Consider the following 17,165-nt stretch of genomic DNA (forward strand, 5'->3'; position numbering starts at 1 on the left):
TCGTTTGCGCAAACAGTTGGCACAACGAGAACAACCGATGATGCCATCATGTTCCAGACCCTCAAGGACCGGATACGCGCGGTCGAAAACCGCCTCAGCGTACGCATGCAGATCGCAGCAGCGACGGCCGCCATCTCGCTCATGCTCATCGGAGCCTTGGCCGCGAGCGCGGCCTTCGTCAGTTACCACAATACCGCAGCGTTGTTGAACGGCAATCTCACGAACCTCGCGACCAACGCAGCCGGCCGGCTGGACCGCTTCATGGCGGTGCGCCAGCAGGAAATGAGCCTGCTGTCGCAATTGCGGCCTCTGCAGAAAGTCTGGCACGGCGAGCCGGGCGAGGTCCGGAATGTGCTCGAGCAATTGCAGCGCACCTTTTCGGAATTTGCCTGGATCGGCTTTGCCGATGTCGACGGCAAGGTGATCGCGTCGACCGGCGGATTGCTGCAGGGCCAGTCGGTCGCGGCGCGGCCATGGTTCAAGAATGGCCTGCAGCGCATGGCGGTCGGCGACGTCCACGAGGCCATCCTGCTCGCCTCGCTCCTGACCCAGCGTGCCACGGACGAGCCCTATCGCTTCGTCGACCTGTCGATGCCGGTGTTCGACGCCGACGGCAAGCTGCTGGGCGTGCTCGGCGGCCATCTGAACTGGGACTGGGCCAGCGCGCTCATCAAGGACATCGAAGACAATGACGGCGGGGCCGACACCCGCCTTGCGATCATCGGCAAGGACGGCACGGTCCTCGTCGGCGCCCAACGCGACACGGTCAAGTACAGCGGTGAACAGCTCGCCGGCATTCTCAAGAACCGAGACGGCACCTTCATCGAGACGGCCGGCGACGAGAAGATGCTGACCGCCTTCCATGTCGGAACCGGACATCGTGAATATCAGGGCCTGAACTGGATCGTGACCGCCAGCCAGCCCGCAAGCGTGGCGCTGGCGGCCGCGATGCGATCGGCAGAGATCATTCTCGGCATCGGCGCTGCGGTCGCGCTGATCGGTGTCTCGCTTGCGCTGCTGATGGCGCGGCGAATTGCGGCCCCGATCCGGGCCGTGACCCAAGAGGCTGACCGGATCGGGCGCCTCTCCGGCCCCTCCATGCTCGCCCGGCAGGGCGGATCGGCCGAAGTGGTGCAGCTCACGCGCGCGCTGCGGTCGCTGCTGCGCCGGATCGGCCTTGCCGAGGAGCGCACCAAGGAGGCCGAGCTGCGTGCGACCGAGAACGCGCTGCAATTCCAGGACGATCTGACCAGGCTGCAGCGACTGGCCGACCAGGACTTCCTGACCGGCCTGATGAACCGGCGCGCTTTCGTTGCCGCGGCCGACGACGCGATGCAGTATTGCCGGCGATACCAGCGCGGTCTGGGAACACTGATGATCGACATCGATCATTTCAAGAAGATCAACGATACGCACGGCCATGCGGTCGGCGACCAGGCGATCAAGGCGGTTGCCGACATCATCAATGGCTCGATCCGGACCACCGACAAGGCGGCACGCTTCGGCGGCGAGGAATTCGTGGTTCTGTTGCGCGAAATCGACGAGCCCACCGCCATGCTGCTCGCCGAACGTATCCGGCGCAACATCGAGGTGGCGACCATCGAGAACGGGGCCAGCTGCGTGCCGGCGACCGTTTCGATCGGGCTGTCCCTGCTCGAAGAGAACGACCGCGACATCCAGGACATGATCGAGCGCGCAGACCAGGGCTTGTATGCAGCCAAGACCACCGGCCGCAACCGCGTCGTCCTGATGGCGCCGTCTCCAACCAGCCTGGCCCGCGCCGCCTGATCGGCTGAGCTCGTGCCCCGCCACCCTGTGTATGACGTTGGGCAGCGCCTCGCCATCGCGCGTCGCGGTCGGCACCCAGCGCCTCCCGCCCCCGCGCGCGCTCGTGACAGCGCCTTTGCGGTGTAGACCACGGGCTCGAGCGGGAAATGCGCAAAGACATGCGTGACGACGCCGAGTTCTCGGTACTGGCGGATCACGTCCGCCATTTTCGGCACCTGCGCGTTGGCATCGTCCTGTCCGGCAAGCAGACATGAGCCCTCCGTCTCGCGGCGCGCGATGCGCCCGAGTGATTGCTGAGGATGAACCCTCCAAGCGAAGAGGGCGCAGGGAATGCCGGGTGCTGGCCGCAACCCATGGCCCGCCTGCGAAAAAAATGCAGGCGGCAGGAACCACAGGTCCAGCCGGTCATCCGGCATTCCCTGCGCGATGGGCTTCCGTCTTATACGTGATCTCCCCGGGGACCGGCTGTTTTGCCCCCGTCACCGGCGGATCATCATCACCACCAGCTTGGCATCAGCGTCGGGATGCCAGGACCACACGATTTCAACGTCCGCGAAAGACCTCGCACCGGCACCACGACGGCAAGCCGCTGCAGCACTGGACGAAGCCGGTCGACGTCGCTCGTCCTAACGACGCCGTCGCAGCCACCGCATCCCGCCCCGCGTGTCGTGACGACGCGTACGCCCCTCCTACTGGGACGGAACGGGGCGGATAAGACACCTGATTTGGGGGTGGAGTCAAGAAATATTCTGAAAAACGGAAGACACGTCGCGGGACGCCATGGAGGGATGGATCGGCATGACGATGAACTCACGCCGGGCGCTTCCACTCGAGTTTCGCGACAATGCGCGCGCCGAGCTGACGTGCAATCGATGGGAAGAGCCGAAGGCCGAGGACGGCCAGCCGGGCGCGCCCACCCGGAACGATGAAATACCGATCGCGCTGGATTCCCCGCAATGTGTCCGCAACAACGATGTCCAAGGGAGTTCTCGGGATGGCAAGCGTATGTCGCCGGTTCTCCGGTGTCCGATAGGAATCGAGCTCCGCCACCATCGGCGTCTCGAACTCCGCCGGACAGACGAGGTGAACCTTGATACCTTGGCGCGGCAGCTCGTAGTGCAGGCATTCGGTAAAGCCGACCAAGGCGTGTTTCGCAGATCCATAGGCGGTGAAACCGAAAATGCCGGCCAAACCAGCGACCGATGCTATATTTATCAACCGCCCGCCCGTGGCGCCCAGATGGGGTAGAGCAGCCCTCGTGACATTGACCGCACCAAAGAAATTGGTTTGCATCACGGCCCGGAAGTCATCGTCGGTGAGAGTCTCGAACCGCCCCTCGCGCATCACACCTGCATTGTTGAACACCATGTCGATCCCTCCACGGCGCCGGGCAACCTCCTCGATAGCCTGGAACGCTGCAATTGGATCGCCAACATCGACGGTCTGAACCTCGATATCGGCGCCGGCGTGTCGCCGACGAAGTTCCTGAACCGCGCGATCCAGATTGTCGGTTTGCCGCGAGAGGAGCGTCAGCCGAGCTCCTTCGGACGTAAGCGCATTCGCTATCGCAAAGCCCAGGCCCGTCGCTCCCCCGGTGATGACAATGCTGAGTGAACGGAACATAGGAGAATCCTTGCTGAGCCTCCCAAGTGCCGTTGCTGAGCAGGACTTCGGACAAGCTCCGTGCGTTTGATACCCCGCAGGGCGACGACGCGTCGCCGCAAGGCATCGCTACATTTATTTGTGCTGCCACATCCGAGCTTTTCCGATCGGTATTTGAGCGACAGCAGACCGCATGCCGGGCTGCGGTCAATCGAGCGCAGCGGCGATGCGGTCGGCGAGGGCGAGCAGGGTTTCTGGTTTACCCATCGGCGCCTCCCCGTGGCCCTTCATCGGAACGTCCGCCCAGCGAGGTATGATATGGAAATGCAGGTGGAAGACGGTCTGACCGCTGGCTGCGCCGTTCAACTGCGCGATCAGGAAACCCTCCGGTGCGAGCGCCTTGACCACGGCCCGGGCGGTGCGTCGGGTGGCTACGGCCATCCGAGCGAGCACGTCCGGCTCCACGTCCAGCAGGGTGCGGGCCGTCGAGGTCTTCGAGATTACCAGGATATGCCCCTCGGCCTGGGGAAAGGCGTCCATGAATGCGAGGACGTGATCGTCCTCCCAGACCTTGGCGGCAGGGACTTCGCCGCGAAGGATTCGGCCAAAGATGTTGTTGGGGTCGTAGGGGACGGTGAGGGTCATCTGGTGCTCCGGAGTATGGGAGAGACTGCGGTGGGGCGGTTTTGTGTGACGGCGCGGTGCTCCATCGGCTGAGGACGTGTGGTCCCCGGCACGGCGGCTCAATCGCCGAAGGGGGTCTCGTGTGCCGGGCGCGGCGCGGGGGACACGGACTGTCGTCTCTTAGTCCGGCTGAGGCCGACCGTGCGCGTGTTGCAAGCGGGCGATACCGCGTGGCGCGCTTAAACTTCTCGTGTGACAGGCGTTCAAATCCGGCTCTTCGGGTGATCGTTGAAAGCTACACGCCGTCGCGAGGAAGGTGATCGCGCGCTGACGGCGATCACGTTGACGCCCCGTGGCCAAGAGCTCGGCCGCGCAAATTCTGCAAGAACCAATCAGACAAATGAACACATTGACGCCGCGATGGCAGAGGTCGGCGCAAACAGGCGTCTTGACTTCGGGCGATGCCATCATGCGGCGGCATTTCCAGATGCCGGCCACGGCAAGAAGCCGCCACAACTCAATAGTCGAAATCAAGAGAGCGCTGGACATTATTTCCCCAAACACATCTTTCCGCTATGGACGCCGCGTACGACAAGAGCTTGCGCGCCTCGGTCGCTGGATTGCGTCGGCGTGATCTTCTCGAAGCATAGACGTGTGGAGGAATGGTCGCTTGCCAGAATCGGCTACCAATTTCGACAAGAGGGCTTTGTTGTGCCTCTGGCCCCAACGAATGATGTTCATCGGGCGTCTGGGCGCGCTGCCGCTGCACCGGCATCCAATATCGGTCTGCCTGGTGGCCCTTCAGGCCCCTCTGCGGATCGGCACCACAATGTCCGAGCAGAGCCTGGCCTGCCTTACGGCGATCATTCCCGCAGGCTTGTCGCATACCCTTGATCTAAGCGGGGCGCCGGTCGCCGTGATATACAATGATCCTGACGATCCTTACTATCGGCGCCTCTCGCCCCATCAGGGATGTGGCCTGAGCTCACTGGACCCTGATGTCGAAAGTTCGCTTATCGCCGCTGTGCGGAATCTCTACGTGTTGCATCAGGCAGGTGACAAGCTTCGCTTCGACGAATTCGATTTCGCTGCTGAACAGGCATTGGGGATCGAACCGCGCCCACCACGAATCGATGCGCGGGTTGAACATATCGTATCGATCATAAGGGCTGACATCGCCCGCAATCACTCGATCCAGGAACTGGCCCGGCGAGTCGACCTTTCCCCCAGTCGCCTGCAGCATCTGTTCGTCCAAGAGATTGGGGTGCCGTTGAGGACGTTCAGGATTTGGATTCGTTTCCGGCACGCTGTGAAGCGTGTGGGAGGCGGCGATTCCATCACGTCGGCGGCCCTCGATGCAGGCTTTGCGAGCTCCAGCCATTTCAGCCACGCCTTCAAGGCAACCTTTGGCGCTACTGCGGCCAGCGTGCTCAAGGACGCTCCGTCCAGGGTCCAGATTCAATTGATCGAGTAACTACGATGGCCGCCACCGGCACGGCGGTCGAGCGTCGAGATCGGCCGAGGTCAGGTAGGGTGGGCACGGCGCGCGAAACAGCGCGCCCGTCGCGAGCTGTGGTGATGCGCGCCTTTGCCTACCCTACGTCAGCTAATTCGGCCGGGCTCTTCAGCCTCCGTCACAGACGCCGCCTCAGTCCCCCAGCCCATGCGCGACGACCTTGCGCATCACGTTGGGCGGCGCCTCGCCGTCAAGCGTGGCGATCGGGACCCAGCGCATGCCGGCCGGCGCGCGCGTGCGGGCCGGCACTTTGGCCGTGTAGACCACGAGCTCGTGCCGGGCCGGAGGCCGACGAGCGCGAACTGGTGGCGGCTCGAGTAGTGAAAGCGCATGCATCACTCAGGCCTCCTCCCTGGCAGCGAGACGGTCGAGCGCCGCCTTCGCCTCACGTGTCATGCGCCGGACGATCTCGCCGGCCGGCAGGATCTCGTCGATGTTGCCGACGCTCTGCCCGGCAGTCAGGCAAGCCTGCTCGATGTCGCCGTCGAAATCGCGGGTCGGCAGGATGGCGCTATAGCGCGGGAGGGGGATCGTCTGCCCATTGAGGATCGTCGAACCGATCACCTGGCCCTCGGCATCCTTTATGGCCTCGGCTTCTCGCCCCAACGCCACGCGCGCACCGTCATTGACGATCGCTCGCATGGCCTGACCAGGCCACTCGGGGCCGTAGATGGAGAGGATCGCCGTATCGCCGACATCGGCAGACACCACGCGATCCTTGTAGCTCGCGTGAGCTTCCGCCTCTGTCGAGGCGAGAAAGCGGCTGCCGCACCAGACCGCATCGGCGCCGAGCACGAGTGCGGCCGCCATGGTCGTACCATCGACGATGCCGCCGGCGGCGAGCAACGGCAGGCGGGGGAAGCGACGCCGAATGCGCGGGAAGAGCGTCATGGTCGACGCCTCGGCTCGATTGTGCCCGCCCGCCTCGGCGCCCTGGATGATGAGTGCATCGGCGCCGAGTGCGGCCGCCTGCTCGGCTTCGGCGACGCGGCCGACCTGCATCCAGACCTTGATCCCGGCCTGCTTCAACCGTTGGACAAGCTCTGGCGTCGGCAACGTCCAGAAGAAGATGGCAAGCGCTACCTGTTCCTCAATGAGGACGGAGATGTGGTCATCGGTGAGGAAGTCGCCGATCAGATCGACGCCGAAAGGCCGTTTCGTCAGTGTCTTCGTCTGTCGGACGAGATCGCGCAGGACGTCGGGCGGATTGATGTCGGAGCCGATCGTACCAAGCCCGCCGGCCTCGCTGACCGCAGCCGCGAGTGCGGGACGCGCGATCATGGCCATGCCTGCATTGACGATCGGGGTCGTGAGCCCGAAGGCCCGGGTAATCGAAGTTGAAAACATCCTGAATATCCTTTGATTGTAATGAGGCGACCGGCGCCCGCGCGCCGGCTGGAAATCGTCAAGACGCGATGTCATTCGCGAGGCCGCGCGAGGCTTCCGTCAGTTCCTTTCCCGACGGGCCGGGGAACGGAGACTGAAACAGGAATGCGTCTTCATGCTCGTGTCCCCTCAGGCTGCAGGAATGTCGCAGCCCGCATATAGACTCACCGCGTGGACGGGATCATGATGGCGCGATGAGTATTCGATGAGAAACTCTCTCATGGATGCGATGACGATTGCCGGCCTGATACGCCAGGGGCATCGCACTGCTCTGGCCGGACGCGACGCTGAACTGCGCCTGCTGCGCCAGGTGACGGCGCCTGGAGGACCTGTTGTCGCCTACGTTCACGGCCCCGCCGGCATCGGCAAGACAACGCTTGTTTCGGCGCTGGATGCCTGCCTCGAGGATCAGGGTGTCCGCCGTCTGCATATTGCGGCGGGCGCCGTGAAGCCCACGCCGACGGCGATCCTGACGGCGCTCGGCAGCGTCGTTAGTCACGACGTCCGAACGGTCGCCGAGCTTGCAGCCGCGCTTGCGGGCGTCGGGGATATCACCGTCGTGATGGTCGACGACGTCGACACCTGGCGCCTGGCGGCGTCGTGGCTTCGCGCTGACCTCATTCCCGCTCTCCCCGCAACTACGCGCTTTGTCCTCGCCGGCTCCGTCCCTCCACCGCCTGCCTGGTCGGTCGAGTACGGGCAGTACTTCCTCGACATCAAGCTCGGTACGCTTCCGAGGGCGGAAAGCGATGCGGCGGTCGCAGCGGCGGGTCTCTCGGCTGATATCGCCGAGCGCATCTGGCTCTTGAGCGGCGGTTATCCTCTTGGCCTGCGAATGGCGATCCACGCGGCACGTACCGGTTCGCTTGGCACCGCGCGCGACGTCGGCGAACTTGCCAATGCGATCCTGCACGCCATCGGCGACAGCGCCTTGCGCCGAGCGGTCGAAGCATGCGCCATCGTTCGGCGAGCCAACCGCGCCCTGCTCTCGACCATCCTGGAAACAGGGGAGCCGATCCCGCTTTCGCTGATCGAGGCGATCGAAACACTGCCATTCGCGAAGCGCGATGCGGAAGGAATCTATATCGCCGAACCAGTGCGGCGAGCGATCGTCGACTGGATGTCTGCCGTTGAACCCGAACGCTACCAGCTCTGGCGCAAAACCGCAGCGGACTGGATCGTCAGCCATCTTCGCGCGGCGGGACGCTCCGGCCGTTGGCGCCTCATGGCCGATCTTCTGCACCTCCTGGAGCAGCCGGCACTTCGCAACGCGTTCTTCCCGCCGGGAGAGGAAGCGCCTCCTGTCGATCCAGCCCGCGCTGACGATTTCGACCAGATCCTCGATATCGCCGAACTCCGTGACGGCGCCGACGAGCGCGCCCGCATCGAGGTCTGGGCCCAGCGGTTGCCGCATCGCTTTTCCGTGGCAAGGGGACCGGAGGGCGAAGTGTTGGCCTTCTATCTGTTCGCACGGCAGGACGATCCGCATTCAGGGCTCGGCGCTGTCGACCCTCTGTTTGCCGCGTGGCAGGCTCATCTGGCCGCCAATCCCGTCGAAGGAGAAATCCTGTTCATCCGCCAGATGGCCGCAAGAGCCAATGGAGCCAATCCGCCTGGCCGCACCGCTTGCATCCTCGACTTGAAGCGCAACTACATTGAGCGCCGGGGGGTGGCGCGAATCTACACCTGCGCAGTTGCAGAGGATCGCGACCTTCTGCACCGGCTCGGATTTCGTCCTCTGGAACAACCGCGAACCGGCACGCCGGACACGATGGTGCTCGATATCCCTGGAGGCGACATGATCGCGTGGTTTGCGGCTCTGATCGATGCCGGTCCGGGTGGAATCGCCCGCCTGGATTTTGCACGCGATCGGCGCGAGGTCATGGTGGAAGGACGCGCAATCGAGCTAACGCCCATGGAAGCGCAGGTTCTTGGCGAACTGATCGATCGTGCGCCGGCAGTGGTGCGCCGGGAAGATCTTATCGAGCGCATCTGGCGACGGGCCCATGTCGGCAGCAACGTCGTCGATACGCTCGTGCGCACGCTGCGCAAGAAGCTGGGTCCCAGACGAGACTGCATTCAGACGGTCCCCAAGGCGGGTTATCGCTACGTCGCATTCGGCACGTCCGCTGAACCAGAACGGGCAAGCCAGCAGGCTCTCAGCCGTTGAAGGTGTTCTGCTTATTTGGGATTAGACGCAGACTTGCGATGACGGTGCCCTTAGTTCACCGAAATGGTGCGCACGGCGCGCGCGAGAGCGCGGCATGAGGCGTGCGCTGTTGGGGGGGGGGCGCGCCTTTGCCCACCCTACATCAGCTACATCAGTCAGTTCGCAAAGCGCCTTCAGCTTCCATCATACGCGCAGCCTCAGTCCCCGAGCCCGTGCGCCACGACCTTGCGCATCACGTTGGGCAGCGCCTCACCGTCGAGCGTCGCGATCGGCACCCAGCGCATGCCGCCCGGCGCGCGCGTTCGCGCCGGCACGTTGGCGGTGTAGACGACGATCTCGAGCGGGAAATGCGTGAAGACGTGGGTGACGACGCCGAGCCTGCGATGCCAGCGTTTCACGCTTGCGAGCTCCGGCGCCTGGGCGAGCGCGTCGGAATCGTCCTGGCCGGCCAGCCACTCCGAGCCGGGGACCTCGGTCATGCCGCCGAGCAGGCCCTTTGCGGGGCGCGAGCGCACCAGCAGTTCGTCGCCACGGGTGACCACGAACGCCGCACCGCGCCGCAGCGCGCCGGTCTTCTTGGCGGCCTTGCGCGGAAAGCTCTCCTGATCGCCGCGCTCACGCGCTGCGCAATCCTCGTTCAGCGGGCACAGCGCGCAGGCCGGCTTCTTCGGTGTGCAGATGGTGGCGCCGAGATCCATCAGCGCCTGCGCGCTGTCGCCCGCGCGCGAGGGTCCGAGCAAGGTCGACGCGAGCGCCTGGATCTGCGGCTTGGCCTGCGGCAGCGCGTCTTCGACGGCGAACAGGCGCGACACGACGCGCTCGATGTTGCCGTCGACCGGCATGGTCAGGCGATCGAACGCGATCGCGGCGATCGCCGCCGCGGTGTACGGACCGATGCCGGGCAGCTTGCGCAGCCCCTCCTCCGTGTCCGGGAACACGCCGCCATGCTCGCGCATCACGGTGACGGCGCAGGCATGCAGGTTGCGCGCCCGCGAATAATAGCCGAGCCCGGCCCACATCCGGAGCACGTCGTCGAGATCCGCGCTGCCGAGCGCCGTGACCTCAGGCCAGCGCGCCAGGAATTTTTCGAAATACGGCCCGACCGCCTTCACCGTGGTCTGCTGCAGCATGATCTCGGACAGCCAGACCCGATACGGATCGGAGCGCTGCCCGGCCGGCGCACGCCATGGCAGCCGCCGGCGATGGCGGTCGTACCAGGCGAGCAGTTGCGCCGGACGCTCGGCGGCCGGATCAATCCGCTGTCGGTTCTTGCGCTTGGAAGGAAGGGCTGATGACACCATTGGCTTAATCTAGTACGTCAGGAGCCGTCGTCGCCCGTTGGACCGCGATCTCGTCGGCGGCATCCACGGCTTTCTTCGAGCCCGGACCGACGATAAGCACCACGAGACCACCGTTCATCATGGCAAAGCCCGGCCGCCTCACCGCAAAGCCTCTCGCACTCATGATGGGCGACGTGCTGACGGCTGCCTACGCCAAGCAGGGGTTTGCCGCGCGTGAACTCGTGACGCGCTGGCCGGAGATCGCCGGCCGCGACATCGCCGAGCATGCCCAGCCGCTGAAGATGCAATGGCCGCGGCCGGTGGAGGGCCAGCCGCAGGAGCCGGCGACCTTGATCCTGCGCGTCGAGGGGCCGATGGCGCTGGAGATCCAGCATTCCTCGGACGTGATCCTGGAGCGGGTCAACCGCTTCTTCGGCTGGCATGCCGTTGGCAAGCTGGCGCTGCGCCAGGGCCCGCTGTTGCGGCCGCCCGTGAAGCGCCGCCCGGCGCCACCCGATGCGAAGACGGTGGCGAAGGTCGCCTCGACCCTGACCGCGATCGAGGACGACGCCCTCCGGGACGCCCTGGCCCGGCTCGGCGCTGCCATCAAGCGAAATTGACGCCCGGCCTTTGATCCCGCTTTGCGGCCCGGCATTGCCTCCGGGTGGGTTTCAAGCTAGCGAAAAGCCAAGTTGTGAGCGTTTCAGGCGCGAGATGCGCCCATTTCGGAGCAGAGCCTTGATCATCACCCGCCGCGCCTTCACCGCCGCCTTGTCGCTGACCGGCCTCGCCGCCCTGGCGGGCCTGTCCCCGCTGCGGCTGATCTCGGACGCCATGGCGCAGAGCGCGTCCGATGTCGCCAAGCCGGTGTCGCTGCCCGATATGGTGCTCGGGCCGGCAGACGCCGCGGTCACCATCACCGAATACGCCTCGATGACCTGTCCGCATTGCGCGGCGTTCAACGCGACGGTGTTCCCGAAGCTGAAGGCCGAATACATCGATACCGGCAAGGTGCGCTACATCTTCCGCGAGTTCCCGTTGGACATCAAAGCCGCCGCCGGCTCGATGCTGACGCGCTGCATCGCCAATGGCGACGCACAGAAGTATTTTGCGGTCACCGACATGCTGTTCCGTTCGCAGAACGACTGGGTGGTGAAGAACACCACGGAGACCCTGACCCGGATCGGCAAGCAGGCCGGACTCAGCCAGCAGCAGGTCGAGGCCTGCCTGAAGGACCAGGCGCTGCTCGACAAGATCGCCGCCGACCAGAAGTATGCGAGCGACGTTCTTAAAGTGGATTCGACGCCGACCTTCTTCGTCAACGGCGACAAGATCAAGGGTGAGACCTCGATCGAGGAGTTTCAGAAGAAGATCAATCCGCTTCTGAAGAGCTGATTCGAATCACTGAGTCCTGGAGGACACAGCGCGGCCCCCTTCGTGGGGCCGCTTCTGTTTGGTGGACAGGTTGCCACGAGAAAGCCTTGGAAAAGCAGGGCCGGCGGGTTGCCCTGAGGGGCGGCCCTCGCCATTGTCCGGCCCCTAGAACGGGGCGCCACGGCGACTCAGTCCACATTGACATTGCCTTCCATGGTATTGTCGGGGCTGGGAGATTCGTCTCCCGCCAACAGAGAATCTGTGCATGAAACTCACGCGTCTTCGTCTTCACGGTTTCAAGACGTTCGTCGAACCGACTGACTTCGTGATCGAACCCGGCCTCACCGGCGTCGTCGGCCCGAACGGCTGCGGCAAGTCGAATCTGGTCGAAGCACTGCGCTGGGCGATGGGCGAGACCTCGCACAAATCTCTGCGCGCCGCCGACATGGACGCGGTGATCTTCTCCGGGTCGAACACGCGCCCGTCGCGCAATCACGCCGAAGTGGTGATGACGATCGACAACAGCGATCGCACCGCGCCCGCTGCCGTGAACGACCGTGACATTCTCGAGATTTCGCGCCGCATCGAGCGCGAGGCCGGCTCGGTCTATCGCATCAACGGCCGTGACGTGCGCGCCCGCGACGTGCAGATCCTGTTCGCCGACGCCGCCACCGGCGCGCGCTCCCCGGCGCTGGTCCACCAGGGCAAGATCGGCGAGATCATCCAGGCCAAGCCCGAGCAGCGCCGCCGCGTGCTGGAAGACGCCGCCGGCGTCGCCGGCCTGCATGCGCGCCGCCACGAGGCCGAGCTGCGCCTGAAGGCAGCCGAGACCAATCTGCTGCGCGTCGAAGACGTCATCGGCCAGCTCGCCGGCCAGATGGAAGGGCTGCGCAAGCAGGCCCGCCAGGCGATCCGCTATCGCGAGGTCGCCGCCAAGGTGCGCAAGGCGGAAGCCACGCTCTATCATATGCGATGGATGGGCGCGCATGCCGATCTGAACGACGCCGCACGCGTGCACGATGTCAGCGTGCGCGAGATGGCGGAGCGGACCCGCGAGCAGGCCGAATCGGCGCGCATCCAGGCCATCCGCTCCTCGCATCTGCCGGCGCTGCGCGAGGCCGAGGCCCGCGCCGCCGCGACCATGCAGCGGCTGAAGAACGCCCGCGACCTGCTCGACCGCGAGGAGGTGCGCGCCAAGGAGCGCGTCGGCGAGCTCGATCGCCGCCTGATGCAGCTCACCGCCGACGTCGCGCGCGAGCAGCAGCAGAACCAGGACGCGCAGGTCGCGCTGCAGCGCCTGGAGACCGAAGACGCGGAGCTGAAGGAAGAGATCAAGGCGCGCGTCGAGATGCGCAGCGGCGTCGACGAGCGCGTCGCCGAGGCCGAGGCCAATCTGTCAGAGATCGAACGTCAGTTCACCGAGCTGACGACGCAGCTCGCCGACCTGACGGCGCGGCGCAACCAGTTAGAGGCCAACGTCCGCAGCCATCGCGATCGCCTCGCCCGGCTCGACCAGGACATCGCCAATGTCCGCGCCGACGAGGAGCGGCTGGCGCAGGAGACCGCCCATCTCGGCGATCTCGATACGCTGGCGGCCACGCTCGAAGCCGCTGAGGAATCCGAGGCCCAGGCCGAGGCTGCCGTGCAGACCAACGAATCTGCACAGGCCAATGCGCGGCAGAAGCTCGAAGCCTCGCGCGCCCCGCTCGCCGAAGCCGACAAGCGGGTGCAGCGGCTCGAGACCGAGGCGCGCACCATCTCCAAGATGGTCAACAGCGAGACCAAGAATCTGTGGCCGCCGATCATCGACGGCGTCACCGTGGCCAAGGGTTTTGAGAAGGCGCTCGGCGCCGTGCTAGGCGACGATCTCGACGCACCGGTCGATGCATCGGCGCCGATGCACTGGACCGTGGCCGGTGCAGAAGTCACCGACCCCGCGCTGCCGGACGGCGTCGAGCCGCTCGCGGCCTATGTCCAGGCGCCGCCGGAGCTGTCGCGCCGTCTCGCCCAGATCGGCGTGGTGTCGCGCGATCGCGGTGCGCAGCTGGTGTCGCAGCTCAAGACCGGCCAGCGGCTGGTCTCTTCCGAAGGCGACGTCTGGCGCTGGGACGGCTTCATCGCGGCGGCGCATGCGCCGACCGGTGCGGCCCGGCGCCTGGCCGAGCGCGCCCGCTTGATCGACATCGAGAGCGAGCTGGAACAGGCGCGCATCGATGCGACCAACAAGCGTCAGGCGCTCGAGAGCGCCGAGGCCGAGGTGAAGGCGGCCACCGCCGCCGAGAGCGCCGCGCGCGAAGCCTGGCGCGCTGCCCAGCGCGAGGTCAACTCCGCGCGCGAGCGCCACGCCAATGCCGAGCGCGAGATCAATCGCCATTCGGCGCGCAAATCGGCGCTGGTCGAAGCGTCGACGCGTCTCGCCCATGATCGCGCCGAGATCGCCGAGCTGCACCAGAATGCGCTCGAAGCGATCGAGGAGCTGCCGGCGACCACCGAAGCCGACGGCCGCCTTGCCGCCGTGCGCGCGGATATCGAGGCCAGGCGCCGCGCCGCGGCGCAGGTTCGTGCCGAAGCGCAAGCCCTCGCCCGCGAGGCCGAGCTGGCCGACCGCCGCGTGCAGGCGATCATCAGCGAGCGTAACGACTGGTTCAACCGCATCCGCGGCGCCGGCTCGCAGATCGCGACCATCGAGGCCCGCATCGCCGAGGTGAAGGACGAACGCGCCGAGCTCGACAATGCGCCGGAGATCTTTGCCGAGAAGCGCAGCGCGCTGATCGACGAGCTCGAAATCGCCGATGGCGAGCGCCAGGTCGCCGCCGATGCGCTGGCCGAAGCCGAGACCGCGATGGGCGACACCGACCGCGCCGCCAAGGCGTCGTTGGAAGCGTTGTCGAAGTCGCGCGAGGCAGCGGCCCGCGCCGAGGAGCGGCTGGAGAGCGCCAAGCGCCGCGTCGGCGACGTCGAGCGCGAAATCCACGACATGCTCGAATGCGAGCCGCAGGCCGTCGCGGCCATGGCCGAGATCGGCCCGGACACCCAGCTGCCGCCGCTGCACGAGATCGAGGACAGCCTGGAGAAGCTGCGTCGCGATCGCGAGCGGCTCGGCGCCGTCAATCTGCGCGCCGAGGAGGAGCTAACGGAGGTCGAGGGCTCGCACACCGCGCTGACCACCGAGCGCGACGACCTCGTCGAGGCCATCAAGCGGCTGCGCCAGGGCATCCAGAGCCTCAACAAGGAGGCGCGCGAGCGGCTGCAGGCGTCGTTCGAGACCGTCAACGACCACTTCAAGCGGCTGTTCACCGAGCTGTTCGGCGGTGGCGAGGCTGCATTGCACCTGATCGAGAGCGACGATCCTCTCGAAGCGGGTCTCGAGATCATCGCCAAGCCGCCGGGCAAGAAGCCGCAGACGCTGTCGCTGCTGTCGGGCGGCGAGCAGGCGCTGACGGCGATGGCACTGATCTTCGCGGTGTTCCTCACCAACCCCTCGCCGATCTGCGTGCTGGACGAGGTCGACGCTCCGCTCGACGACCACAACGTCGAACGCTTCTGCACCCTGCTGCACGAGATGAAGGGCTCGACCGAGACCCGCTTCATCATCATCACCCACAACCCGATCACCATGGCGCGCATGAACCGGCTGTTCGGCGTCACCATGGCCGAGCGCGGCGTGTCGCAGCTCGTCTCGGTCGCGCTCGACGAGGCCGTGAAGATCCTCGACCAGCAGGTGGCATGATCTTGCTGCATCATTCCGGATCGCCGCGAGCGGCGTCCGGAATGGCGCGTGGAGAGGACCGATGATCTCTCCCGATCTCCCCGCCGCGCTGAAGGCCAGCCTGGAAGCCAAGCTGCACGGGCAGTCGCGGCAGGATGCAGCGGTCCGCGCGGCGCGCATCTCGGCGGCCTATCGCAGTGGCGGCAATTCCGGAACGATCACGAGCGACGCCGACGCGATCGCCTACGCCACCGTGCGGATGCCGGCGACCTATGCTGCGGTGGCGGCGAGCCTGAATGCCCTGATGCAGGCCAGCCCGGAGTTCGCACCCGTCTCGCTACTCGATATCGGCGCCGGGCCGGGCACCGCGAGCTTCGCTGCGGCGGACGTATTCTCGTCGCTGACGTCGTTCAACGCCGTCGATTCCAATCCCGCCTTGCGCACGCTCGCGCTGGCGCTCGCTGATGACACGATGCGCATCCGCGATCTCGACTACGCGCTGGGCCCGGCACGGACGCTGCTCGATCGCGCTGACAGCGCCGATCTCGTCGTCGCCAGCTACATGATCGGCGAACTGAGCGACGCCGAGCGCCTTCACCTCGTCGACGCGCTCTGGGCGAGGACGGATGACACGCTTCTGATCGTCGAGCCCGGCACGCCCGCCGGCTATCAGCGCATCATCGCGGCGCGCGACCGCCTGATCGTAGCCGGGGCTCATGTCGCGGCGCCCTGCCCGCATGCGGCGGCGTGTCCGCTCGTCGCTCCGGACTGGTGCCACTTCGCCCAGCGGCTGGCGCGCTCGCGGGCGCATCGCGAGCTCAAGGGCGCGGACGTCCCGTTCGAGGACGAGAAGTTCAGCTTCATCGCCTTGACCCGTCAACCCGTCCCGCACCGGCCTGCCGCGCGCGTCCTCGCGCCGCCAGCGGTGACGAAGATCGGGGCCATGGCGAAGCTTTGTCAGGCGAACGGGACCGCGACCGTCGTCGCCATTCCCCGGCGCGACAAGGCCGCGTTCGCCGCCGCGCGGCGCTGGGACTGGGGCGACGGCGTGGAGCCGCCGCCGCGCCCGTAGATACCGCCGCGGCCCGGCTTGGTTAACGTCAGGTCGTGTTTGTCTCTCATTTTCGCGACTTCGCGAAACCCGAGAGAAATTCGTGTTTGCTACGGTGAGCTGCAACGGGCGCTGAGGGCGCTGCTCACAAGGGAACGCGTTTCGATGTTCAGGACGATGACGATCGCTGCGATGCTGCTGGCCTCGGCAGGAACCGCCTTCGCGGGCGGCCATGGCGGCGAATCCTCGGCACCGCCGCCGGCCCCGAAGCAGGAAGGCCCGCCGGCCAAGGCGACCATCGGCAAAAACGGCCCGATCCTCACCGACCTCAAGGGCATGACGCTGTATTATACCGAGCGCGACAACACCGGGACCAAGTCGACCTGCGACGGCGACTGTGCCCAGAAGCGCCCGCCGCTGACTGCGCCCGACAACGCGATCGCCAGCGGCGATTTCACGGTCATCACCCGCAGTGACGGCAAGAAGATGTGGGCCTATCGCTATCGGCCGCTTTACACCTCGCAGCTCGACAGCGCACCAGGCGAGGTCAATGGCCACAATCCCGCCCAGCAGTGGAAGGTCGCCCGCCCCTATTGAGCCCTCGGCACCGCCGTTTCTCGGCGGCCAGGCGCGCATTGAAGCAGCCATTCAATGCAGCGCGGCTT

12 protein-coding genes and 1 pseudogene are annotated in these 17,165 nt (G+C 66.0%); 8 read left to right on the forward strand and 5 right to left on the reverse strand.

Features of this window, described 5'->3' with window-relative positions:
• Positions 1–48 precede the first annotated feature (48 nt).
• On the forward strand, positions 49–1,788 hold the full coding sequence (locus tag S58_RS27145) for a sensor domain-containing diguanylate cyclase (protein WP_015668607.1): 1,740 nt from the start codon (positions 49–51) through the stop codon (positions 1,786–1,788).
• Between the two features lie 810 nt (positions 1,789–2,598).
• Here S58_RS27145 and S58_RS27150 read toward each other — a convergent pair.
• Positions 2,599–3,411, reverse strand: coding sequence for an SDR family NAD(P)-dependent oxidoreductase (locus tag S58_RS27150; protein ID WP_052351224.1), 813 nt, complete (start codon positions 3,409–3,411; stop codon positions 2,599–2,601).
• 186 nt (positions 3,412–3,597) lie between these two features.
• Positions 3,598–4,035 carry an HIT family protein gene (locus S58_RS27155; RefSeq protein WP_015668610.1) on the reverse strand — a complete coding sequence of 146 codons (438 nt, stop codon included), beginning with the start codon at positions 4,033–4,035 and terminating at the stop codon, positions 3,598–3,600.
• A gap of 709 nt (positions 4,036–4,744) precedes the next feature.
• Between S58_RS27155 and S58_RS27160 the strand changes: the two genes are divergently transcribed.
• A complete protein-coding gene (locus tag S58_RS27160; protein WP_042340247.1) occupies positions 4,745–5,488 on the forward strand; it encodes an AraC family transcriptional regulator in 744 nt (247 codons plus the stop codon).
• Between the two features lie 174 nt (positions 5,489–5,662).
• Here S58_RS27160 and S58_RS37835 read toward each other — a convergent pair.
• Together S58_RS37835 and S58_RS27165 are read right to left on the reverse strand one after the other, a co-directional pair.
• Positions 5,663–5,803: pseudogene (locus tag S58_RS37835) on the reverse strand (A/G-specific adenine glycosylase); the annotation flags it as partial.
• A gap of 66 nt (positions 5,804–5,869) precedes the next feature.
• Entirely contained in the window at positions 5,870–6,877 is a 1,008-nt protein-coding gene (locus S58_RS27165; RefSeq protein WP_015668613.1) for an NAD(P)H-dependent flavin oxidoreductase, read from the reverse strand.
• A gap of 259 nt (positions 6,878–7,136) precedes the next feature.
• On the opposite strand from S58_RS27165, the gene S58_RS27170 reads away from it, so the two are divergent.
• On the forward strand, positions 7,137–9,086 hold the full coding sequence (locus tag S58_RS27170; protein ID WP_015668614.1) for a winged helix-turn-helix domain-containing protein: 1,950 nt from the start codon (positions 7,137–7,139) through the stop codon (positions 9,084–9,086).
• 197 nt (positions 9,087–9,283) lie between these two features.
• On the opposite strand, the gene mutY is transcribed toward S58_RS27170, so the two are convergent.
• Complete coding sequence (gene mutY / locus S58_RS27175) at positions 9,284–10,387, reverse strand: A/G-specific adenine glycosylase (protein WP_015668615.1); 1,104 nt, start codon at positions 10,385–10,387, stop codon at positions 9,284–9,286.
• A 119-nt stretch (positions 10,388–10,506) separates the two neighbouring features.
• On the opposite strand from mutY, the gene S58_RS27180 reads away from it, so the two are divergent.
• From S58_RS27180 to S58_RS27200, 5 genes are all read left to right on the forward strand, one after another.
• Complete coding sequence (locus S58_RS27180) at positions 10,507–10,986, forward strand: DUF721 domain-containing protein (protein WP_015668616.1); 480 nt, start codon at positions 10,507–10,509, stop codon at positions 10,984–10,986.
• A 118-nt stretch (positions 10,987–11,104) separates the two neighbouring features.
• Positions 11,105–11,761 (forward strand): DsbA family protein, encoded by a 657-nt coding sequence (locus tag S58_RS27185; protein WP_015668617.1) that lies wholly within the window; start codon positions 11,105–11,107, stop codon positions 11,759–11,761.
• Positions 11,762–12,005: 244 nt separating this feature from the next.
• Positions 12,006–15,470, forward strand: a complete 3,465-nt coding sequence (gene smc / locus S58_RS27190) for a chromosome segregation protein SMC (RefSeq protein WP_042340248.1) — start codon at positions 12,006–12,008, stop codon at positions 15,468–15,470.
• Positions 15,471–15,531: 61 nt separating this feature from the next.
• Positions 15,532–16,521, forward strand: coding sequence for a small ribosomal subunit Rsm22 family protein (locus tag S58_RS27195; protein WP_015668619.1), 990 nt, complete (start codon positions 15,532–15,534; stop codon positions 16,519–16,521).
• A 144-nt stretch (positions 16,522–16,665) separates the two neighbouring features.
• A complete protein-coding gene (locus S58_RS27200; protein WP_042340249.1) occupies positions 16,666–17,097 on the forward strand; it encodes a COG4315 family predicted lipoprotein in 432 nt (143 codons plus the stop codon).
• Positions 17,098–17,165: the final 68 nt, after the last annotated feature.

Origin of the sequence: Bradyrhizobium oligotrophicum S58 (genome assembly GCF_000344805.1) — a bacterium.
GTDB classification, from domain to species: domain Bacteria; phylum Pseudomonadota; class Alphaproteobacteria; order Rhizobiales; family Xanthobacteraceae; genus Bradyrhizobium; species Bradyrhizobium oligotrophicum.